The 20,368-nt window shown below is 54.4% G+C and carries 19 protein-coding genes and 1 riboswitch; of the genes, 9 read left to right on the top strand and 10 right to left on the bottom strand.

The annotated features are described in order from the left end of the window. Nucleotides 1–35 precede the first annotated feature (35 nt). Nucleotides 36–956: a phenylacetic acid degradation operon negative regulatory protein PaaX gene (paaX, locus tag U0026_RS11790; RefSeq protein ID WP_164717396.1), complete on the top strand. Its 921-nt coding sequence runs from the start codon at nt 36–38 to the stop codon at nt 954–956. A gap of 100 nt (nt 957–1,056) precedes the next feature. Beyond that, nucleotides 1,057–1,653: a phenylacetic acid degradation protein PaaY gene (paaY, locus tag U0026_RS11785; RefSeq protein WP_062773537.1), complete on the top strand. Its 597-nt coding sequence runs from the start codon at nt 1,057–1,059 to the stop codon at nt 1,651–1,653. Here paaY and U0026_RS11780 read toward each other — a convergent pair. Next, a complete protein-coding gene (locus tag U0026_RS11780; RefSeq protein ID WP_062773539.1) occupies nt 1,646–2,545 on the bottom strand; it encodes a LysR family transcriptional regulator in 900 nt (299 codons plus the stop codon). The genes paaY and U0026_RS11780 overlap by 8 nt on opposite strands. Nucleotides 2,546–2,649: 104 nt before the next feature. On the opposite strand from U0026_RS11780, the gene U0026_RS11775 reads away from it, so the two are divergent. Together U0026_RS11775 and pptA are read left to right on the top strand one after the other, a co-directional pair. Beyond that, on the top strand, nt 2,650–3,192 hold the full coding sequence (locus U0026_RS11775; protein WP_062773542.1) for an AAA family ATPase: 543 nt from the start codon (nt 2,650–2,652) through the stop codon (nt 3,190–3,192). Between the two features lie 83 nt (nt 3,193–3,275). Continuing rightward, entirely contained in the window at nt 3,276–3,503 is a 228-nt protein-coding gene (pptA, locus tag U0026_RS11770; protein ID WP_062773545.1) for a tautomerase PptA, read from the top strand. A gap of 109 nt (nt 3,504–3,612) precedes the next feature. On the opposite strand, the gene U0026_RS11765 is transcribed toward pptA, so the two are convergent. Further along, complete coding sequence (locus U0026_RS11765) at nt 3,613–4,191, bottom strand: flavin reductase family protein (protein ID WP_062773548.1); 579 nt, start codon at nt 4,189–4,191, stop codon at nt 3,613–3,615. A 149-nt stretch (nt 4,192–4,340) separates the two neighbouring features. Here U0026_RS11765 and nhoA point away from each other — a divergent pair, with 149 nt between their 5' ends. Both nhoA and U0026_RS11755 read left to right on the top strand, forming a co-directional pair. Continuing rightward, nucleotides 4,341–5,186, top strand: coding sequence for an N-hydroxyarylamine O-acetyltransferase (nhoA, locus tag U0026_RS11760; RefSeq protein ID WP_062773551.1), 846 nt, complete (start codon nt 4,341–4,343; stop codon nt 5,184–5,186). Nucleotides 5,187–5,293: 107 nt separating this feature from the next. Further along, entirely contained in the window at nt 5,294–6,082 is a 789-nt protein-coding gene (locus tag U0026_RS11755) for an MBL fold metallo-hydrolase (protein WP_062773554.1), read from the top strand. Between the two features lie 91 nt (nt 6,083–6,173). Here the strand turns inward: U0026_RS11755 and U0026_RS11750 are convergent, their stop codons facing one another. From U0026_RS11750 to U0026_RS11720, 7 genes are all read right to left on the bottom strand, one after another. After that, nucleotides 6,174–7,187, bottom strand: coding sequence for a magnesium transporter (locus tag U0026_RS11750; RefSeq protein ID WP_062773557.1), 1,014 nt, complete (start codon nt 7,185–7,187; stop codon nt 6,174–6,176). Nucleotides 7,188–7,242: 55 nt separating this feature from the next. Next, nucleotides 7,243–7,426: riboswitch (M-box (ykoK) riboswitch) on the bottom strand. A 212-nt stretch (nt 7,427–7,638) separates the two neighbouring features. Continuing rightward, nucleotides 7,639–8,319 carry a respiratory nitrate reductase subunit gamma gene (narI, locus tag U0026_RS11745; protein WP_062773560.1) on the bottom strand — a complete coding sequence of 227 codons (681 nt, stop codon included), beginning with the start codon at nt 8,317–8,319 and terminating at the stop codon, nt 7,639–7,641. Next, nucleotides 8,316–9,011 (bottom strand): nitrate reductase molybdenum cofactor assembly chaperone, encoded by a 696-nt coding sequence (narW, locus tag U0026_RS11740; protein WP_062773563.1) that lies wholly within the window; start codon nt 9,009–9,011, stop codon nt 8,316–8,318. The genes narI and narW overlap by 4 nt, the downstream gene beginning before the upstream one ends. Continuing rightward, nucleotides 9,011–10,537: a nitrate reductase subunit beta gene (gene narH / locus U0026_RS11735; protein WP_062773566.1), complete on the bottom strand. Its 1,527-nt coding sequence runs from the start codon at nt 10,535–10,537 to the stop codon at nt 9,011–9,013. Before narH ends, narW begins: the two co-directional genes overlap by 1 nt. After that, on the bottom strand, nt 10,534–14,274 hold the full coding sequence (locus U0026_RS11730) for a nitrate reductase subunit alpha (protein ID WP_062773567.1): 3,741 nt from the start codon (nt 14,272–14,274) through the stop codon (nt 10,534–10,536). Before U0026_RS11730 ends, narH begins: the two co-directional genes overlap by 4 nt. A 137-nt stretch (nt 14,275–14,411) precedes the next feature. After that, nucleotides 14,412–15,800, bottom strand: a complete 1,389-nt coding sequence (locus U0026_RS11725) for a NarK family nitrate/nitrite MFS transporter (protein WP_062773570.1) — start codon at nt 15,798–15,800, stop codon at nt 14,412–14,414. A gap of 173 nt (nt 15,801–15,973) precedes the next feature. Beyond that, nucleotides 15,974–16,555 carry a TetR family transcriptional regulator gene (locus tag U0026_RS11720; protein ID WP_062773572.1) on the bottom strand — a complete coding sequence of 194 codons (582 nt, stop codon included), beginning with the start codon at nt 16,553–16,555 and terminating at the stop codon, nt 15,974–15,976. Nucleotides 16,556–16,675: 120 nt separating this feature from the next. Between U0026_RS11720 and U0026_RS11715 the strand changes: the two genes are divergently transcribed. From U0026_RS11715 to U0026_RS11705, 3 genes are all read left to right on the top strand, one after another. Further along, complete coding sequence (locus U0026_RS11715; RefSeq protein ID WP_062773575.1) at nt 16,676–18,166, top strand: MFS transporter; 1,491 nt, start codon at nt 16,676–16,678, stop codon at nt 18,164–18,166. Between the two features lie 151 nt (nt 18,167–18,317). Next, entirely contained in the window at nt 18,318–18,719 is a 402-nt protein-coding gene (locus U0026_RS11710; protein ID WP_062773577.1) for an MbcA/ParS/Xre antitoxin family protein, read from the top strand. Next, nucleotides 18,716–19,417 (top strand): RES family NAD+ phosphorylase, encoded by a 702-nt coding sequence (locus U0026_RS11705; protein ID WP_062773580.1) that lies wholly within the window; start codon nt 18,716–18,718, stop codon nt 19,415–19,417. The genes U0026_RS11710 and U0026_RS11705 overlap by 4 nt, the downstream gene beginning before the upstream one ends. A 44-nt stretch (nt 19,418–19,461) precedes the next feature. Here the strand turns inward: U0026_RS11705 and yddG are convergent, their stop codons facing one another. Next, entirely contained in the window at nt 19,462–20,340 is an 879-nt protein-coding gene (gene yddG / locus U0026_RS11700; protein WP_062773582.1) for an aromatic amino acid DMT transporter YddG, read from the bottom strand. Nucleotides 20,341–20,368 lie beyond the last annotated feature (28 nt).

The raw sequence follows: 20,368 nt of genomic DNA, 5'->3' as shown, positions 1-20,368 counted from the left end.
TCAAAAAGGACAAAAATAACAACAGAATGAATCATATGGACAAACTCGACAGCTTTATTCAGCAGGCGGTGACCGCGATGCCCATTAGCGGCACCTCGCTTATCGCTTCGTTATATGGCGACTGCTTATCCCAGCGCGGCGGCGAAGTGTGGCTCGGCAGCGTGGCGGCATTGCTTGAAGGACTCGGCTTTGGCGAGCGCTTTGTACGCACTGCGCTGTTTCGCCTCAACAAAGAAGAGTGGCTGGACGTGGTGCGCATTGGCCGCCGCAGCTTCTATCGCCTGAGCGACAAAGGTCTGCGCCTGACGCGCCGCGCCGAGAACAAAATTTATCGCGCCAGTGCGCCCGAATGGGACGGCACCTGGCTGCTGTTACTCTCGGAAGGGCTGGAGAAAAACACCCTCGCTGAGGTCAAAAAGCAGTTGATCTGGCAGGGTTTCGGCGTCCTCGCGCCAAGTCTGCTGGCCTCGCCGTCGCAAAAGCTGGCGGACGTGCAATCGTTGCTGCATGAAGCGGGCGTGGCGGAAAACGTTATCTGCTTTGAAGCCCACTCGCCGCTGGCGCTTTCCCGTGCAGCGCTGCGTGAGCGGGTGGAAGAGTGCTGGCATCTGACCGAACAGAACGCCATGTACGAGGCGTTTATCACCCTGTTTCGTCCGTTGTTGCCGCTGCTACGTGATGCTGAGCCGGAAGATCTTACGCCGGAACGCTGCTTCCAGATTCGTTTACTGCTGATTCATTTTTATCGCCGCGTGGTGCTAAAAGATCCGCTGTTGCCGGAGGAGCTGCTGCCTGCTCACTGGCTGGGGCAAACCGCGCGTCAGCTGTGTATCAACATCTATCAACGCGTTGCTCCCGGTGCGCAGATTTTCGTCAGTGAAAAAGGCGAAAGTTCGGTGGGCGAACTGCCCGCGCCGGGGCTGCTCTATTACCAACGCTTTGGTGGATTAGTCTAAAAAAGATGCCAACTATTTGCACTGTAAGAGAAAACATTGCCGCACTGTTCCCTCGCCCCTTTGGGGAGAGGGAGCACACCGCGCCAATACAGGAGAAGCCATGCCGATTTACCAGATGGACGGAATGATCCCCGTCGTACCTAACGAAAGCTACGTTCACCCGACCGCCGTACTGATCGGTGACGTGATCCTCGGCAAAGGGGTTTACGTTGGCCCTAACGCCAGCTTGCGCGGCGACTTTGGTCGTATCGTGGTGAAAGATGGGGCCAACATTCAGGATAACTGCGTGATGCACGGTTTTCCGGGTCAGGACACGGTGGTGGAAGAAGACGGGCATATCGGCCACGGTGCCATTCTGCACGGTTGTGTGATTGGTCGTAATGCGCTGGTCGGTATGAGCGCAGTAATTATCGACGGGGCGACGATTGGTGAAAACAGTATTGTCGGCGCGTCGGCGTTTGTGAAAGCCCGGGCTGAGATGCCCGCCAACCATCTGATTGTCGGTAGCCCGGCAAAAGCGATTCGCACCTTAACCGAGCAAGAATTGACGTGGAAAAAGCAGGGCACACGTGAGTACCAGGTACTGGTAGAGCGCTGCCAAAACACGCTTTCTGAAGTGCAACCGCTGACCGAGGCGGAGCCCGACCGTAAGCGGCTGGAGTTTGATGAAGATTTGAAGCCGAAGTCGGCTAGTTAGCGTCAGAATAGCGCAGCGCCTCGACCAGTAATGCAAACGCCGTGGTGTGCTGGCGACGGCTCGGGTAATAGAGATAATACCCCGGAAACGGTACACACCAGTCGGTCAGTACGCGCTGCAATCGTCCGGCAGCAATGGCTTCGCTGACCGAATCTTCCGGTACATAAACCAGCCCCAACCCGGCCTCGGCGGCATCTATCCGCTGGGGTAGGCAGTTAAGGATCAACTGACCTTCAACCCGTACACGTAAGGGTTCACCATCGCGCTCAAACTCCCAAGCATACAGCCCGCCTCGGGTAGGCAGACGCATATTGATACAGCGATGCTGCTGGAGATCATGCGGCGTTTCGGGAATACCGTTGGCCGCCAGATACGCCGGTGAAGCCGCTACCGCCATGCACATATCCGGCGCAATGCGCACGGCAATCATATCTCGCGCCACCTGCTCGCCTAACCGCACACCGGCATCAAAACGTTCGTCGACAATATCGGTAAGACCGTTATCGACGGTAACCTCAATATTGATATCCGGGTAGGTTTGCATAAACGGCTTAATGCGCGGCCACAGCACGGTATCCATCGCATGTTCACCAGCGGTAAGGCGAATATTGCCCGCCGGGCGGTCACGCGTATCGCGCAGTGCAGCCAGCTCCAGATCAATATCCTGCAGAAGCGGGCTGAGACGCTGATAGAGCTTTTCACCCGCTTCGGTCGGCGCAACGTTACGTGTGGTGCGGGTCAACAGACGCACATCGAGGCGGCTTTCCAGATTGCGCATCGCGTGGCTCAATGCCGATTGCGACACGCCAAGCTGTGCGGCGGCGCGGGTAAAACTGCGCTCGCGGGCGACGACCATGAATGAAATGAGATCGTTAATATTGTCTTTCAGCATGTAATGGTGGCCATTGATAAATCTGGTTCATGGTATTTAGTTGATTAATTTAGTGTAATAGTCGCAGGTTTAGATGCAACTCCTTAAACGCAAGCGAGTCAGCGATGAAAATCAACGTAGTAGGAACCAGTGGTGTCGGTAAGTCGACGCTTGCGCGACGTTTGGCGCAGGCGTTGTCTGTGCCTTATATCGAAATGGATACGCTCTACTGGCGGCCAAACTGGCAGGGTACGCCCGATGACGAACTGTTCGAGAAAATCCGCCTGGCGACCGTTGCCCCGGGTTGGGTGCTGGACGGCAATTATAATCGCAGCCGCCCGGTGAAGTGGCGCGACGTGGATATGGTGGTGTGGGTGGATTACAGCTTTTGGCGCACTTTGCGGCAGGCGGTCTGCCGCGCGGCGTCCAGAGCCTTACGGCATCAGGAGTTGTGGCCTGGGACGGGCAACCGGGAAAGCTTCCGCCGTTCGTTTGCCAGCCGCGATTCAATCATTTTGTGGACGTTAAAAACCTGGCGGCAAAACCGTGAACGTTATCTACGTGATATGCACGATCCACAGTGGCAGCATATCCGTTTTGTACGGCTAAAAAACCAGCGGGAGACCAAAGCGTTTTTGGCGAATTTGTTGGCCGAAAAAGTGAAATAATTCGTGGGATTAGCGCACGAAATGACAGCCGTTTTTGCCATGCTATGGTAGCTTTAAGACTCTAATCATAAGGAGTCCTGCCCATGCCACACGTTGATATTAAATGTTTCCCCCGCGAGCTGAGTGAAGAACAGAAAACCGCGCTGGCGGCGGACATCACCGAAGTGCTCATCCGTCATCTCAGCACCAAAGACCGCTCGGTCAGCGTGGCGCTTAATCAAGTGCAGGAAAGCGACTGGCAGCAGGTGTGGGATAATGAAATTGCGCCGCAGATGGATACGCTAATCAAGAAACCAGGTTATAGCATGTAATCCGCTTTAGCGATCCCCCCTGTAGGCCTGATAAGCATAGCGCCATCTGGCACAGGCGTGCAGATTGCCGGATGGCAGCTTCGCTTTATCTGGCCTACAACGCTTTGCATTAATCTGGCGTATTCGCGCGGATCTGCTTGCCGCTGGCAACGAACGTTCCCGCGCCGAGATGATGCAGAGTATTGCGCTTATCGTCGTCGAACTGCCAGCGACCGGCGACAAACGCCTGTGCATCGGCGGATGCCGCAACCACTTCGCCAAACAGCGTATCGTATTGGGCTGCCGCTGCCGTGGCGGGCAGTAAACGGCACTCCATCCACGCCAGACATTTCTCTTCAATCAGTGGCAGGCCAAGCACCGGCCCGGTGATGACCGGAATACCGTAGGCGTTAAATTTATCCTCTTCGCGTCCGCTGATGCTGCCGACGGCGTAGGTCCAGCTCGCCGCTGCTACGCCCGGCACCACGATGCCAAATGTGCCGTTGCGCTCGATAATCTCCCGCGACCATGCCCCTTTATCCACCACGATAGCGATGCGCGGCGGATCGAATTCGACCGGCATCGACCAGGCGGCAGCCATCACGTTGCGGCGCTTTGAATCCGCGTCATAACTGGTTATCAGAATAGTCGGGCCGTGGTTAAGTAAACGGCTGGCGTGCTGTAGTTCGACGGGGCGAAAACGGCTCATGGAGGATCCTTAGTGTAGAAGGGCGTGTGTCTGGCAACACATTAAATCGCAATATAAACGTAATCAATACCTCAACCGATCGCACAAAACAGTCAGTGCAGGGGCAAAAATACGCTATAAAGAACGCAAACCAAATGCTGGAGCCATTGATGACCCCCTTTTTAAATGCGTATTTTGCCCGTCTGGGCTGGACGGGTACGCCGGATGTGTCCATTGAGACGCTGCGGAGCCTGCATATTCATCACAATAGCGCGATTCCGTTTGAGAACCTCGACGTGCTTCTGCCGCGTGAGATGCATCTTGACGACAGGGCGCTGGAAGACAAGCTGGTCAATGCCCGTCGCGGCGGTTACTGCTTTGAGCAAAATGGCTTGTTTGAGCGTGCGTTACGCGAAATAGGTTTTCATGTCCGTAGCCTGTTGGGGCGCGTGGTGCTGGCGCATCCGCCGCAGATGCCGCCGCGTACCCACCGACTGTTGCTGGTGGAAGTGGACGGCGAACGCTGGATTGCGGATGTCGGTTTCGGCGGCCAGACCCTGACCGCCCCCATTAAGCTGCTGGCGGATATTACGCAGTCGACGCCGCACGGCGATTATCGTCTGCTGTATGAGAACCAGGAGTGGATCCTGCAATTCAGTCACCACGATCATTGGCAGTCGATGTACCATTTTGATTTAGGTCGCCAGTACGCGTCGGATTATGTGATGGGCAACTTCTGGTCAGCACATTGGCCGCAGTCACATTTCCGTCATCATCTGCTGATGTGCCGCCATCTGCCTGACGGCGGTAAGATGACGCTGACCAATTTCCATTTTACCCATTGGGATAAAAACCACGTGGTAGAAAAGGTGGATTTTCAGGACGTTCCTGCACTGTATGAGGCGCTGCAAAGCCGTTTTGGGCTTGGCGTGGACGATCCGAAATATGGCTTTAGCGTGGCTGAGTTAGCGGCGGTGATGGCGGCATTTGATACCCATCCAGATGCCGGAAAATAACCGGTACCGGTAGCCCGGCCAAGCGCAGCGCCGCCGGGGCAGCCAGGAGCCAAACCCCGGCGGCGCTGCGCTTGGCCGGGCTACAAAACTGTCAGGGATGAGATGACATGGCATTAACGATTCGCGTGTTACTTGAAAACCAGCTTGCCCGCAGTGCAGACAGCGGGCTGCGCGCTAAAGCCGGATTATGTTTGCTGCTTGAGGATGAAAGCACCTCTATTCTATTCGACACCGGCCCCGATGACAGTTTTCAACATAATGCCGCGCGGATGGGGATTTCGTTGGATAACCTTACCGCCACGGTGCTTTCACATGGTCATTACGACCACTGCGGCGGTGTCCCCTCGCTGCCGGACAACAGCCGCATTATCTGTCACCCGACCATCGGCAACGCGCGCTACGCCGCACTAAAGGTGGCGGGGCGCAGCCATAAAATCAAAAAACTCTCACTGGATATTGATTACGCGCGTCACCGCATGGAATACACCCGTGCGCCGTTGCAAATTAGCGAGCGTTTTATCTGGTCAGGTGAGATTGCTGTTGATAACCCCAAAGCCTACGGCGTAACGGGCGATAAAACGGATTACGTGATTGATGAAGGCGTGCTGATTTATCTGTCGGAGCGTGGGCTGGTAATTATTACCGGCTGCGGGCATCGGGGGATCGTTAACATTGTGCGGCACTGCCAGAGGATCACCGGCATCGAGAGGGTTCATGCGCTCATCGGTGGCTTTCATCTGCGTAGCGCTTCACCGCGCACGCTTTGGCAGGTCAGGCAGTTTTTGCAGCAGCTAAAACCCGATAAAATCATGGGCTGCCACTGCACCGGCGCGTGGGGCAAACTGTGGTTACCGGAGGTTCTCTCTCCGGCAACCGGCGACACATTTATCCTGTAGCCCGGCTTCGCTGCGCGCCGCCGGGAATGAGCAAGATGCCAAACCCCGGCGGCGCGCAGCGAAGCCGGGCTACGGAATGGGAGGCTGCGCGTTAGTTTAAGCCTAAGAAATGCTGGGCGATTTTGAAGTAAATAATGAGCCCGGTGCCGTCAATCAGTGTCGCAATAAAGGGTGCGGAGACAACCGCCGGGTCGATGCCCAGGCGCTTAATGACCAGTGGGATCACTGATGACACCACCGCGCTCCAGATTGTCACGCAGACCAGCGTCAGGCTGACGATAAAGGTAATTTCCGGGCCAATGCCCATCATCCACGCACGCAGGCAGCCTGCCGCGCCCAGCGTGATGGCGACCAGCATCGCCGTCGACATCTCTTTTCGCAGAATACGCCCAATATCGCGCATACCCACTTCACCCAGCGCCATGGCGCGCACCAGCGTTGAGGTGATCTGCGTACCGCTGTTGCCCCCGGTGCCAATCAGTAGTGGAATAAAGAATGCTAGCGCGATAGCCGACTCCAGCGCTTCTTCAAAGTGCTGGATCACGGTGCTGGTGTAAGCCTCGGCGATAAACAGCAGCAGCAGCCAGACGGCACGCTTTTTCCAAAGCGTAACCGGGCTTATCTCCAGATACGGTTTTTCCAGCGGTAGGGTGGCGCCCTGGAGCTGTGCGTCTTCGGTGACTTCATCGGCTAACATCTGGTCTATCTCTTTTTCATTCAGACAGCCGATAAGTTTGCCGTTTTCAATGACCGGGAGAAGCGTCAGATGGTGTTTGCCGATTAACCCAGCGGCCACATCACGAGCGTCATCTGGGCTAACGTGATAGAACGCCGTATCCATAAGCTGCGACATAGGATGATTATCATCGGGTGCCTGCAACAGTTTGCGTGTCGATAATATTCCACGCAAGTTATCGCCGGAAACGACAAATACGGCGCAGGGGAAATGATCGTCATTTAATTGTTGTAAGAAGAGTTCTCGGGCCTCTTTTACATTCAGGTGCTCAGGCAGAGAAATAAAATTTCGTGACATATAGCCTAAGATATTATCCCCAGCGTATTGGTCGTTTGGGTAGTACGGTACGGTTGCATTGATGTGTGACATTGGATTTCCCTATAGAAAAATACGCTTATAGGGCGAACAAAACTGGAAGATCTGAGATGAATCCCTACGTCCCGGTTTTAGCACTGAACAACGTATCTGCCCGGTATTGAACCGTCAGAAGTTATCTTGGCAACACCTTGATTCGATGGATGCCTGTATTTCCCTGTTATGGTCTCTCTCGATACCATCAGGGCGATAACTTATGTTTATTCAGGAGCCTCGCCTTAACAAGATTATTAATTACGATGCAGTGTGAATTTATTTTTCCTACGCGGTAAAGATAAATTCAACGGGCGTAATATAGCGTGGTATTTTTAATTTTGGTGGCAAAAGATAAAGTGGTTGAGATTAGGTTTAGTATTTTCTTTGCGGGATAAAAAACCCGGCGGCGCGATGCTTGGCCGGGCTAGATTCGAAGAGCGGTCATGACGGTAAATAGCCGCCAGGTGTCTTAGCGCCTTGAACGTACCACCTGGTAGCGGCGCGTCAGATACTCTATCGGCGCACTCCAGACGTGTACCAGACGGGTGAACGGGAAGATGAGGAAGATGGTCATCCCCAACACCAGGTGCACGCGGTAGATCCAGGCGACACCGTCAAGATGCGCGGACGCGCCACCGTGGAAGGTGACCACTGCCTGTGCCCAATCGACCAGTTTTAACATTTCGCTGCCGTCCGGATGCTGGGCAGAGAACGGAATGGTGGACAGTCCGAGGCAGCACTGAATCAGCAGAATGCTGAGGATCAGAATATCGGCGGTGCTTGAGGTGGCGCGAATGCGCGGGTTGGTAAGCCGACGAATCAGCAGACCCGCACCGCCCACCAGTGTTAACACGCCACAAATTCCGCCCAAGACCATGGCCATAATCTGTTTTTGCGCCATCGGCAGCCAGGATTCATACACCCAGTGCGGCGTTAACATGCCGAAGAAGTGGCCGAAGAAGATCCCCAGAATACCGACGTGGAAAAGGTTGGACCATAACACCATCCCGCGCTTATCGAGCATCTGGCTGGAGGAAGCACGCCAGGTGTACTGACCGTAGTCGTAGCGTAGCCAACTGCCCAGCAAAAAAACCGTACCGCACAGGTAAGGGTAGATATCGTAAAAGAAGACGTTGAGGTACTGTATCATTTCGGGCCTCCCGCAATGACGTCCACATACTGTGGCGCCACGTCCTGGCTAAAGCGTCGTTGATAGCTTTGCAGCGGAGAACTGTCGCAGGCGGTGGCGTTATCTTCGATAAACTTCACCTGTTCCTCTTCCCATACTGCATCCAGCGCCTGGCGGGTGTCATCGCGTTCTTCACCCGCCACCTGTTTCGTGACACTGTCACTTGATAGCGAAGTTTTAGCCAGCATCAGCAGGGTGTCGAACAGCTGATACCACGGCGCTTCACGTTGTTTCAGGCGGCCGCCGAGCAGCGCCAGAATCGGCGCAACATTCTGTAAACCTTCCCGCGCCTGGTCTTCTGGCAAAATGCTCAAATATTCCAGATACAGCGGAAGATGATCGGGCAGTTCGCGGCAATCCAGCTGCAAACCATTTTGCTCATACTGCGCCATCAGCTCCACCATTGCCTGACCCCGGTCACGGGATTCCGCGTGCACGTGCTCAAATAACAGTAGCGAGGTGGCGCGTCCGCGCTCGAAGATTTCACACCATTCGGCCTGTTTATCGAGTAGTGACACTGCCAGATGCTGTTCCAGGAACGGACGCAGCGCCGGAGCGTCGCTGTCGATAAGGGAGAACAGTTCGTCTTTGTTCTCCCAGCTTAGCTCATCGGGATATTCCAGCAGCAGCCCGATGATTTTCAGGATCCGCATTAGTTTTTCTCCCCGATGTTGATGGCGTCGATGCGTTGGCTATTAAACAGGTTGAACTTGGTGTCCGACCCGTGACAACCGTCGCCGAAGGTGAAACCGCAGCCCTTGCTTTCCGGGAAGGCATCTTCCGCCATTTCACGGTGGCTGGTTGGGATAACGAAGCGGTCTTCGTAGTTGGCGATCGCCAGGTAGCGGTACATTTCTTCTACCTGTTCTTCAGTTAACCCGACTTCTTCAATCGCACGGGTATCGGTGACGCCTTCTACCGTTTGTGAGCGTTTATAGTGGCGCATGGCCATCATGCGTTTGAGCGCGCGCAGAACCGGGCCGGTATCGCCCGCACTGAGCATGTTCGCCAGATACTGCACTGGGATGCGCAGGCTTTCGACCGCAGGCAGAATACTGTCGGTTTTAGGCAGACCACCAGCATCGGCTACTGACTGAATCGGTGACAGCGGCGGCACGTACCAGACCATCGGCAGGGTGCGGTATTCCGGGTGCAGTGGCAGCGCCAGCTTCCAGTCCATCGCCATTTTGTACACCGGTGAACGCTGGGCGGCGTCGAGGGTGTTCTGGGTGATGCCTTGTTTGAGCGCTTCTTCAATGACCGCTGGGTCGTGCGGGTCGAGGAACACGTCGCACTGGCGCTCATAGAGATCGGTTTCATGCTCGGTGCTGGCCGCTTCTTCGATACGGTCGGCATCATAAAGCAGTACGCCGAGGTAGCGAATACGCCCCACGCAGGTTTCCGAGCAGACGGTTGGCTGGCCGGATTCAATTCGTGGGTAGCAGAAGATGCATTTTTCTGATTTGCCGCTCTTCCAGTTGAAGTAGATTTTTTTGTACGGACAGCCGGTGATGCACATACGCCAGCCGCGGCATTTGTCCTGATCAATCAGTACGATACCGTCTTCCTCACGCTTGTAGATGGCGCCGCTTGGGCAGGTGGCGACACAGCTTGGGTTCAGGCAGTGTTCGCACAGGCGCGGCAGATACATCATGAAGGTGTTTTCAAACTGGCCGTACATCTCTTTTTGCATGGCGGTAAAGTTCTGGTCGTGAGCGCGCTTTTCAAACTCGCCGCCGAGCAGTTCTTCCCAGTTCGGGCCCCATTCGATTTTGTTCATCCGCTGACCGCTAATCAGCGAACGCGGGCGGGCGGTGGGCAGGTTTTTGCCTTCCGGCGCATTGTGCAGGTGCTGGTAATCGTAGGTGAACGGCTCGTAATAATCGTCAATGCCCGGAATCAGCGGGTTGGCGAAGATTTTAGACAGCACGCCCAGGCGGCCGCCCATGCGTGGCGTCAGCTTGCCGCTGATCCCGCGTACCCAGCCGCCTTGCCATTTTTCCTGATTTTCCCAATCTTTCGGAAAACCGATACCCGGCTTCGTTTCGACGTTATTAAACCAGGCGTATTCCATGCCTTCACGGCTACTCCAGACGTTTTTACAGGTCACCGAGCAGGTGTGGCAGCCAATGCATTTGTCGAGGTTCAAAACCATCCCAACCTGTGAGCGTATCTTCATTTTGACGCCTCCTGTACCTGATCATTGCCTTCATCATCCAGCCAATTAATGTTTTTCATTTTGCGGATCATAATGAACTCATCACGGTTCGAACCGACCGTTCCGTAGTAGTTAAAGCTGTAAGAGAGTTGCGCATAGCCGCCAATCATGTGGGTTGGTTTCGGGCAGATGCGGGTGACGGAGTTGTGGATCCCGCCGCGTCGTCCGGTGATTTCCGAGCCTGGAATATTCATGATGCGTTCCTGGGCGTGGTACATCATGGTCATCCCCGGCGGAATACGCTGGCTGACCACCGCACGTGCGGTCAGTGCACCGTTGGCGTTGAACGCTTCAATCCAGTCGTTATCGGCAATGCCCAGCTCTTTGGCGTCAGTTTCACTAAGCCAGACGATAGGGCCGCCGCGCGATAGGGTTAGCATCAGCAGGTTTTCACTGTAGGTCGAGTGAATACCCCATTTCTGGTGCGGCGTCAGGAAGTTCAGCGCTTTTTCCGGGAAACCGTTAGGCGGAATTTCCTTCATGTGGCTGACGCTGCGGGTGTCGATTGGCGGACGATAGGCCACCAGACTTTCACCGAAATCGCGCATCCATGGGTGATCCTGATACAACTGCTGACGCCCGGACACGGTGCGCCATGGGATAAGCTCATGGACGTTAGTGTAGCCTGCATTGTAAGAGACATGTTCATCTTCTAGACCTGACCAGGTTGGACTGGAGATGATTTTGCGCGGCTGCGCCTGGATGTCGCGGAAACGGATTTTCTCGTCTTCTTTGTTGATCGCCAGATGGGTGTGGTCGCGACCGGTAAATTCGCCCAGCGCTTGCCAGGCCTTAACCGCCACCTGGCCGTTGGTTTCCGGGGCGAGGGCGAGGATCACTTCTGAAGCGTCAATTGCTGTCTCAATGCAAGGGCGACCTTTTGCCGGGCCGTGCAGCTTGATGTAATTGAGTTTGCCGAGGAAGTCGACTTCGCTCTGGGTTTTCCAGTTAATGCCTTTGCCGCCGTTACCCAGTTTGTCCAGCAGCGGGCCGAGCGAGGTAAAGCGCTCGTAGGTCGCCGGATAATCACGCTCAACGGCAATAATGTTGGGCGCGGTTTTACCTGGGATCAGGTCACATTCGCCTTTACGCCAGTCCTGGATATCAAATGGCTGAGACAGTTCTGCCGGGGAATCGTGTTGCAACGGTTGCAGCACCACATCCGTTTCGGTGCCCAGATGGCCCTGACAAATTTCTGAGAAAGATTTGGCGATACCTTTGTAGATTTCCCAGTCGCTTTTGGATTCCCATGCCGGGTCAACCGCGGCCGAAAGTGGGTGAATAAACGGATGCATATCCGAGGTATTCATATCGTCTTTTTCATACCAGGTGGCGGTCGGCAGGACGATATCGGAGAACAGACAGGTACTGGACATGCGGAAATCCAGCGTCACCAGCAGGTCGAGCTTGCCTTCAAGTGCTGCGGTCTGCCATTCCACTTCTTCCGGCTTCACGTCTTCGGTCGAACCAAACTCTTCACCCTGGATCCCGCTGTCGGCACCGAGCAGGTATTTCAGCATGTACTCATGGCCTTTACCGGATGAACCCAGCAGGTTGGAGCGCCAGATAAACATGTTGCGCGGGTGGTTTTTGCCGTTATCCGGCTGTTCGCTGGCAAAACGGATATCACCAGATTTCAGCCCCTGAACGGTGTATTCCTGTGGGGTCATTCCCAACGCATCGGCTTTCGCTTTGACGCTCAGCGGGTTCATGTCGAGCTGCGGTGCGGACGGTAGCCAGCCCATGCGTTCGGCGCGAACGTTGAAGTCGATCAGATGGCCGGTGTATTTTTCCGCGTTAGCCAGCGGTGAGAGCAGCTCTTTGGCTGTGAGCTTTTCGTAACGCCACTGGCTGGCGTGGTTGTAGAAGTAGGAGGTGCTGTTCATCTGGCGCGGTGGACGGTTCCAGTCCAAGGCGAATGCCAGCGGCAACCAGCCGGTTTGTGGACGCAGCTTCTCCTGGCCCACGTAGTGCGCCCAGCCACCGCCGCTTTGACCGACGCAGCCGCAGAACACCAGCATGTTGATCATGCCACGGTAGTTCATGTCCATGTGGTACCAGTGGTTGACCCCGGCACCGAGGATGATCATCGAGCGACCGTGCGTTTTGTGCGCGGTGTCGGCGAATTCCATGGCGATTTGTTCGATATGGTGGCGCGATACGCCGGTGATTTGTTCACCCCAGGCCGGAGTGTAGGCTTTCACTTCGTCAAAACTCTTCGCTGCCAGTTCATCATCCAGGCCGCGATCCAACCCGTAGTTTGCCAGTACCAGGTCATAAACACTGACGACCAGACGACTGCTACCATCGGCAAAGGTCAGCGTTTTGGCGGGCAGTTTACGCACCAGAATCGGGTCTTGCTTCACGCTGCGGAAGTGCGGGTTTTCATTGCCGCCAAAGTAGGGGAACGCCACGCCCGCGACGGTATCACGATTCTCCATCAGCGAAAGCGTCAGCTCAGCTTCGTTACCGGCTGCCAGCGTTTCGAGGTTCCATTTGCCTTTCTCGCCCCAGCGGAATCCGATAGAGCCGTTTGGCACCACCAGCTCGCCTGCGCTGTTATAGGCCACGGTTTTCCACTCGGGGTTATTGCTCTCGCCCAGGCCATCGACCAGATCGGAGGCGCGCAGCATTCGACCCGCGGTGTAAGAACCGTCGTCGCGGCTATCGAGCATCACCAGCATCGGCATGTCGGTATAACGGCGGCAGTAGTTGATAAAGTAGTCGCTTGGGTTATCAAGATGGAACGCTTTTAAGATAACGTGGCCCATGGCCATCGCCAGCGCGCTATCGGTACCCTGTTTTGGCGCTAACCATTGGTCACTGAGTTTGGCGACTTCGGAGAAGTCGGGGGTAATGGCGATCGTTTTAGTGCCTTTGTAGCGCACTTCGGTAAAGAAGTGGGCGTCAGGCGTACGGGTTTGTGGAACGTTGGATCCCCAGGCGATGATATAGCTGGAGTTGTACCAGTCGGCCGATTCCGGGACGTCGGTTTGTTCGCCCCAGGTCATTGGCGAGGCGGGCGGTAGGTCGCAGTACCAGTCGTAGAAACTCAGACAGGTACCACCAATCAACGACAGATAACGTGTCCCGGCGGCGTAGGAGACCATCGACATGGCCGGGATAGGTGAGAAGCCTGCTACGCGGTCAGGGCCGAAGTTTTTGATAGTCCAGACGTTGGCAGCGGCAATTAACTGATTGAGCTCTTTCCACGACGAACGGACAAAACCGCCTTTTCCGCGAGCCTGTTTGTAGCTCAGCGTCTTTTCCGGGCTTTGCATGATGCTGTCCCAGGCCAGTACCGGATCCGGGTTTTGTGCCAGCGCCTCGCGCCACAGCTCAATCAGCTTTCTGCGCGCCAGCGGATATTTCAGGCGGTTAGCGCTGTAGAGATACCAGGAGTAGCTTGCACCGCGCGGGCAGCCGCGAGGTTCGTGGTTGGGCAGGTCGGGGCGGGTACGTGGGTAGTCGGTTTGCTGGGTTTCCCAGGTGACGAGGCCATTTTTGACATAAATCTTCCAGCTGCATGAGCCTGTACAGTTCACCCCGTGCGTCGAGCGGACAATCTTGTCGAACTGCCAGCGCTGACGGTAGCTATCTTCCCAATCACGGTTGTTGTCATAGACCTGTCCGTGACCGTTGGCAAAAGTCTCGCCTTTCTGCTTAAAGTAGCGAAAGCGATCCAGTAGTTTACTCATGACATTCCTCCTGCTTCAATTATGTCTGGCATCATGCCGTTGCCGGATGGCGACGCTGGCGCGTCTTATCCGGCTGACAAGGCTGCACGATCCCGTAGGCCGGATTGGGCGTTAGCGGCCATCCGGCAAAGATGTGTTTATTTAGACGTCGGTTGGCGACGGCCGTAGACCAGCCAGGTCACCAGCACGCAGACAACGTAAAAGACAAAGAAAATTTTCATCGCGCCGACCGGGGAACCGGTCATTGCTAAAGAGGTGCCAAAGGCTTTTGGAATAAAGAAACCGCCGATAGCGCCGATGGCCGAAATGAAACCGAGTGCAGCGGCAGTGTCGGTCACCGCTTCGTGCTGAGCTTGTTCATCGGTACCCCCGCGTTTTTTCACGCTGTCGATGGTGATTTGGCGGAAGATCACCGCAATCATCTGGAAGGTGGAGCCGCTTCCCAGCCCGGCGGTCAGGAACAGTCCCATGAATACCGCGTAGAAGGCGATGAAACTGCCGGAGCCGCTGCCCGGTAAGGTCAGGAAGAGTAGGCCGGTAAATAGTGCCATCAGGATAAAGTTCACCAGAGTAACTCTTACACCGCCCAGCCGGTCGGAAATCACGCCGCCAAATGAACGTGCCAGCGCGCCGATGAATGGCCCAAAGAAAGCCAGTTTGAGGATATTAACGTCCGGGAACTGGGTTTTCGCCAGCATCGCAAAGCCGGCTGAAAAGCCGATAAATGAACCGAACGTTGCCAGGTAGAGTAAGCTCAGCAGCCACATATGCGGACGCTTTAACACCGGCAATTGAGAGCGTACGGAAGCCTTTGAACTGGCGATGTCATTCATGCCAAACCAGGCCGCGAGTGTGGCAATCACTAATAGCGGTACCCAGATCAGGGCGGCGTTGCTGAGTGCTAGCGTCGAGCCATCTTCCTGAGTCACACCCTGAATGCCGATAAAGGTAAACATGGGCAGGAAAATCACCACCGGTGCCACCATTTGCATCACGCTCACGCCGAGATTACCCAGCCCGCCGTTCACCCCGAGTGCGCTGCCCTGTTTGGCTTTCGGGAAGAAGAAGCTGATATTACCCATGCTGGACGCAAAGTTGGCTCCAGCGAAACCGCACAGGAGAGCGATGGTAATAAATACCCAGTATGGAGTAGCGGTGTTTTGAATGGCGATCCCAAGCCAGATACAGGGAACCACCATGATGATGGTGCTGATGACCGTCCAGCGACGGCCTCCTATCATGGGTACCATAAAGGAGTAGGGCACACGTAATATTGCCCCTGAAAGAGAGGGGAGTGCGGTTAATAAAAAGAGTTGGTCGGTGGTAAAATTAAAACCCACTTTATTGAGATTGACCGCAACGGCACTAAATAACATCCAGACGCAGAACGCGAGCAATAAACACGCCACAGAGATCCATAGATTCCGTCTTGCAATGGCTTTCCCTTTATTTTCCCAGAAAGCAGGATTCTCCGGTTTCCATTCTTTTAAAAGATAATGATTCTCTTTCTCATTATTTACCATGATACCCTCGAAAGATGCGTCAATAAAATAAAGTAAGGAAAAACAGCGAAGTAAGGAGTGAGGAATAAATGTCGCCTGGCCGTTTTATCTCTTTATCGTTGAAGAATAGATAAAAAAAACGCGTTGTAAGAAAACGCGCTGTGAATAAAACGTTGTTAATTGTTACTAAATGTAAATTAAGCGGGGTTGAGTTCGAGGGTAATATAATGTTGTATATAGCGAGTAAAGACCTCATCACTTATTTCGCTCATGCCAAGAGCGTAAATACCGTCGAGTCCACAGACCAGTGCAATTAAACGCCAGGCAATATTGTCTGCACTATCAATTGGTCGGAATTGATTCGCTTCCGTGCCTTGCAAAATGAGCGTGACGGTTTCTTTGTGCCACATGTCCATCGTCAGCAGGTAAGCGCCTTTAATGTCGTGGTCACTGTCGGCTAACAGTTGGGCTTCCCGCCAAAGTCGAATATAAGGCTCAAGGCGCCCATCGTCGCTGCCCAGCATCGCAAACAGGCGTTCATGCCAGTTGGCGTCATCTGACACCAGAGGCATATCCAGCATTTCGCGGATAAGTCGCACGAACGCATGGGCTTTAAGTTCGCCGACGGAAGTAAAGTGGTGGTGTACCTGACCGCTAGAGACACCGGCAACGGTCGCAATATGACGCACGGTCATCGCATTAAAGCCGCCGGCCAATGCGACCTGCATCGCTGCTTTCAGAATCACTTCTCGCCGTTCGTCCCTTGATAAATAGTTCATATCGCTTCGTTTAAGTGGGGTTTAGATGAGAATAACAAAAAATTGGACATGCGTTCAACATTCCGGCAGGATCCTTTTCCTGGACAGGTGTCCAGTATTGAGAATATGAGGAAGGAAACAATGTCACGCCAATGGTTAACGCTTATGGCAATTTTGATGGTCTATATTCCGGTGGCGATTGATGCGACCGTGCTGCACGTTGCGGCACCGACGCTGAGTGTCGCGCTGGGTACCAGCGGTAATGAACTGCTGTGGATCATTGATATTTACTCATTAGTGATGGCCGGTATGGTACTGCCGATGGGTGCGCTCGGCGATAAAATCGGCTTTAAACGTCTGCTGCTGATCGGCAGCGGCATCTTTGGTATCGCTTCGCTGGCGGCGGCGTTCTCGCCGACGGCGCTGACGCTTATCGCTTCCCGCTCGCTGCTGGCGGTGGGCGCGGCGATGATTGTTCCGGCGACCCTTGCGGGGATCCGCAGCACTTTTGCTGAAGTTAAACACCGTAATATGGCGCTGGGCCTGTGGGCGGCAGTGGGTTCCGGCGGGGCCGCATTTGGCCCATTAGTCGGTGGTTTGCTGCTGGAGCATTTCTACTGGGGATCGGTATTCCTGATTAACGTGCCGATTGTGCTGGTGGTGATGGTCTTTAGCGCGCGCCTGGTTCCACGGCAACCGGCTCGTCGAGAGCAACCTTTAAATCTGACACAGGCATTAATGTTGATTGCGGCGATCCTGATGCTGGTCTATAGCGCAAAATCAGCCTTGAAAGGGCAGATGGCGCTGTGGATTGTCGGCCTGGTTGCGCTACTCGGTATGGCGCTGTTAGTGACCTTTGTCCGTCAACAACTGGCGGCGACCCGACCGATGATCGATATGCGTCTGTTTACGCATCGCATCATCTTAAGCGGCGTAGTCATGGCCATGACCGCGCTTATCACGCTGGTCGGTTTTGAGTTATTGATGGCGCAGGAGCTTCAGTTTGTGCACCAGAAAACGCCGTTTGAAGCCGGAATGTTTATGCTGCCGGTGATGGTGGCGAGCGGTTTTAGTGGGCCAATAGCTGGGATCCTGGTCTCGCGTCTTGGTCTGCGCCAGGTGGCGACCGGTGGGATGTTGCTAAGCGCATTCAGCTTCCTTGGTCTGTCGGTCACTGATTTTAGTACACAACAATGGCAGGCCTGGGGACTGATGGCGTTGCTGGGCTTTAGTGCTGCTAGCGCTTTATTAGCATCAACATCAGCGATTATGGCGGCGGCACCAAAAGAGAAAGCAGCGGCGGCAGGGGCTATTGAAACGATGGCCTATGAGTTGGGGGCAGGGTTAGGGATTGCGTTGTTTGGTCTTATCCTTACCCGTAGCTACGGTGCTGCAATTGTATTGCCGCAGACTCTGGATAACGAAGCCGCGACTCGCGCTGCGTCATCAATTGGCGAAGCGATGCAGCTTGCGCAGTCATTACCGGCTATTCCGGCCCGTGCGTTGGTTGAAGCGGCGCAGACGGCATTTATCAGCGCGCATAGCGTGGCGCTGGGGACGGCTGGGGTATTACTGCTGCTGTTGGCCGGGGGAATCTGGCGCGGTCTGGCAAAGGTCCCTGATGCCATTTAATCCGTGGAATAGGTGAACCCGACAGCCACTTGTGCAGCGATGAGCCTTTCTCCTGGGTGTGTACATTATTGAACAATTACGCTAATATTGTCAGTAAATGCACGCACCCAGAATGCCAGGTGATGCACAAAGGCACGAGACGGGAGGGAATATGGCCACAGTACAACAAAGTCATCTCGACGGGAATATTGACACCAGCAAAGCGCTGCCGGTGGTCTTCCGGATCCTCGAGAAGTGGCAGTGCAACACAGATGAACAATTAAGGTTGTTAGGTATTAGTTCACGTTCAACATTGAACAAATACAAAGAGTCGAAGGGTGGGATCCGTCTGAACGTCGATATCCAGGAACGGATGAGCTATATCCTGAATATCCACAAATGCCTGCGTATTCTGTTCTCTGCCGACGACAGCATCTATGGCTGGGTTCGCAAACCGAATTCCCATCCTTTCTTTGCCGGACGTTCAGCAATGGACGTGATGAACGGCGGCCGTGTGGCCGACCTGTATGAGGTTGCGACGCGTCTGCAGGCCTGGCGGGGAGGAATGGCGTGAGTACAGAAACTCCGCCGCTGGTGGCATTCAATTGCGCAACGGCGTATCGCATCATCCCCAGCCGTTATCCGACCATTTGTCTCTTTGAAGATGTTGCTAGCAGCGATGAGCTAGAGGCGGTCTGGGCGGTTGAAGCGTTGACCAATGAGCGGTTAATGGAATACGCGGGTGAATTGATGCGCGTACCCAAAGAAGACTGGCTTGTTGGGCTTAATGGCAGCAGCTATGTGATGGCCGCCTTTACGCACATTAATCCGGAAGGGGCGCGGTTCACGACCGGTGATTTTGGCGGTTATTACTGCGCACCCTTGCTGGATACTGCGATTAAAGAGACGGTGTACCATCAGGAGCGTATTTTCGGTTACACCAACGAACCGGCGCAAAAAGTGCAAATGCGCGTGCTGTTTACCCAATTTGATGCCACCTTAGCCGATATCACCCACGAACCCTTCGTGTCTTCAGCACTCTACCATGCGACCGATTACAGCCAGTCTAAGGTCTTTGCACAAAAGCAAAAATCAGAGAGCAGGGATGGTATTCACTACTGTTCTGTTCGCCATACCGACCATACCTGCTATGTGCTTTATCGCCCCTGTCTGGTGAAAAACGTGGTGCAGGCTGAACATCTGGAATATCACTGGAATGGACGGGCGATTATCAACATTCTGAGTATTAAGCTGTACGGCGATGGGGCATGACGCTTAGAGGGAGCAATGAGCACGTTCATTGCCCCTGAACTCATTTAACGCCGGGTTGCCTGCCAGCATAGCAGGGAGCCCACACAGACCATCCCCGCACCTTGCCAGAAAGACCACGACAGTGCCGCGCTTAGCAGGATAGCGGCCAATGCCGATGACAGTACTGGCGTGAAGTAGGATGCCACCGCCAGTAAGCTGACGTTGCCGTGTAAAATCCCGACATTCCATGCCGCATAGGCTAATCCTAAAGACAGTGCGCACATCACCAGTTTAATCACAACCGGCCAGCTAAAGGCCATCGGCGGTTGATCGCTTGCCAGGAATTTCACCCACAGGCTCAGTGCCGTTAACAAAACGAACAGCGTAATGCCGTTTTTACCTTCGGCATATTTAGCGGTGACCGTACAGTAGGCCGCCCAGATAAAAGCACCGACAAACGCCAGAATATAACTCAGTGGACTGGAAATAACGTTGCGGGTAATTTCGTCAACATCAAGGCCGTGTTCGCCGCCTAATACCCAGACCACGCCAACCAGTGACAATAATAATCCCGGGATAACTAACCAGGTTGTTTTTTGCCCATTAAACACAATGGCAAACAAAATGGTCAGGCTCGGCCATAAGTAATTCACCATTCCCACTTCAATCGCCTGTTGGCGATTACCTGCGTAGCCTAACGAGAGGGCCAGACAGATTTCATAGCTGACAAACAACACGCTGCCTGCTACTAAATATCGCGGGGGGATTTGACGCAGTTGGGGGAATCCAACGGTGAAGATCAGCAGCAAACCGCTGAGGCTATAAATCATTGCCGCGCCGCCCACCGGGCCCAGCCCTTCGCTGACGCCACGAATCAATCCCACCATGGTGCTCCATAACACAATGGCGGTGAGTCCAATGAGCGTGGCTCGTTTCTTATCCATGTCTAACCTGATGCTTTTACAAACGAAT

Source organism: Kluyvera intermedia, assembly GCF_034424175.1.
Taxonomy (GTDB): domain Bacteria; phylum Pseudomonadota; class Gammaproteobacteria; order Enterobacterales; family Enterobacteriaceae; genus Kluyvera; species Kluyvera intermedia.
This window is presented reverse-complemented; position numbering and strand designations above follow the sequence as displayed.

Excerpts from the sequence above, each read along its gene's own strand:
- paaX (WP_164717396.1), top strand. The coding sequence starts at position 36 with ATGGACAAACTCGACAGCTTTATTCAGCAGGCGGTGACCGCGATGCCC.
- paaY (WP_062773537.1), top strand. The coding sequence starts at position 1,057 with ATGCCGATTTACCAGATGGACGGAATGATCCCCGTCGTACCTAACGAA.
- U0026_RS11780 (WP_062773539.1), bottom strand. The coding sequence starts at position 2,545 with ATGCTGAAAGACAATATTAACGATCTCATTTCATTCATGGTCGTCGCC.
- U0026_RS11775 (WP_062773542.1), top strand. The coding sequence starts at position 2,650 with ATGAAAATCAACGTAGTAGGAACCAGTGGTGTCGGTAAGTCGACGCTT.
- pptA (WP_062773545.1), top strand. The coding sequence starts at position 3,276 with ATGCCACACGTTGATATTAAATGTTTCCCCCGCGAGCTGAGTGAAGAA.
- U0026_RS11765 (WP_062773548.1), bottom strand. The coding sequence starts at position 4,191 with ATGAGCCGTTTTCGCCCCGTCGAACTACAGCACGCCAGCCGTTTACTT.
- nhoA (WP_062773551.1), top strand. The coding sequence starts at position 4,341 with ATGACCCCCTTTTTAAATGCGTATTTTGCCCGTCTGGGCTGGACGGGT.
- U0026_RS11755 (WP_062773554.1), top strand. The coding sequence starts at position 5,294 with ATGGCATTAACGATTCGCGTGTTACTTGAAAACCAGCTTGCCCGCAGT.
- U0026_RS11750 (WP_062773557.1), bottom strand. The coding sequence starts at position 7,187 with ATGTCACACATCAATGCAACCGTACCGTACTACCCAAACGACCAATAC.
- narI (WP_062773560.1), bottom strand. The coding sequence starts at position 8,319 with ATGATACAGTACCTCAACGTCTTCTTTTACGATATCTACCCTTACCTG.
- narW (WP_062773563.1), bottom strand. The coding sequence starts at position 9,011 with ATGCGGATCCTGAAAATCATCGGGCTGCTGCTGGAATATCCCGATGAG.
- narH (WP_062773566.1), bottom strand. The coding sequence starts at position 10,537 with ATGAAGATACGCTCACAGGTTGGGATGGTTTTGAACCTCGACAAATGC.
- U0026_RS11730 (WP_062773567.1), bottom strand. The coding sequence starts at position 14,274 with ATGAGTAAACTACTGGATCGCTTTCGCTACTTTAAGCAGAAAGGCGAG.
- U0026_RS11720 (WP_062773572.1), bottom strand. The coding sequence starts at position 16,555 with ATGAACTATTTATCAAGGGACGAACGGCGAGAAGTGATTCTGAAAGCA.
- U0026_RS11715 (WP_062773575.1), top strand. The coding sequence starts at position 16,676 with ATGTCACGCCAATGGTTAACGCTTATGGCAATTTTGATGGTCTATATT.
- U0026_RS11710 (WP_062773577.1), top strand. The coding sequence starts at position 18,318 with ATGGCCACAGTACAACAAAGTCATCTCGACGGGAATATTGACACCAGC.
- yddG (WP_062773582.1), bottom strand. The coding sequence starts at position 20,340 with ATGGATAAGAAACGAGCCACGCTCATTGGACTCACCGCCATTGTGTTA.